A 291-nucleotide genomic window follows, 5' to 3' on the forward strand; every position below is an offset into this window, starting at 1 on the left:
TCGACCACAACGACTCTGCGCCGGCGTTATCCCAGCAGATGCCGGTCTCGCCCATCGAGCGCAGCAACCCGTGGCGTGTGCAGGCCTGTGCCATGTCATGGCTGGTGAATTGACTGCCCCTGTCCGAGTGCAAGATGGTGCCCGTCACCGACCCGCCGCGCGTGGCCACCGCAGCGTCCACGGCGGCCTCGACGAGCTCAGTACGCATGTGATCGGCCAGCGACCAGCCCAGCACGCGCCGCGAGTGCTCATCGCGGATCGCACACAGGTACGCATCCCCCTCACCGCAGG

General features: G+C 67.7%; 1 protein-coding gene. It reads right to left on the reverse strand.

The genetic code is table 11. The features are described from left to right. A partial coding sequence (locus B1964_RS28970; RefSeq protein WP_139765952.1) for a DDE-type integrase/transposase/recombinase occupies nucleotides 1-291 on the reverse strand: 291 nt, incomplete at both ends.

Source organism: Gordonia sp. i37 (assembly GCF_002043085.1).
Classification (GTDB): Bacteria; Actinomycetota; Actinomycetes; order Mycobacteriales; family Mycobacteriaceae; genus Gordonia; species Gordonia polyisoprenivorans.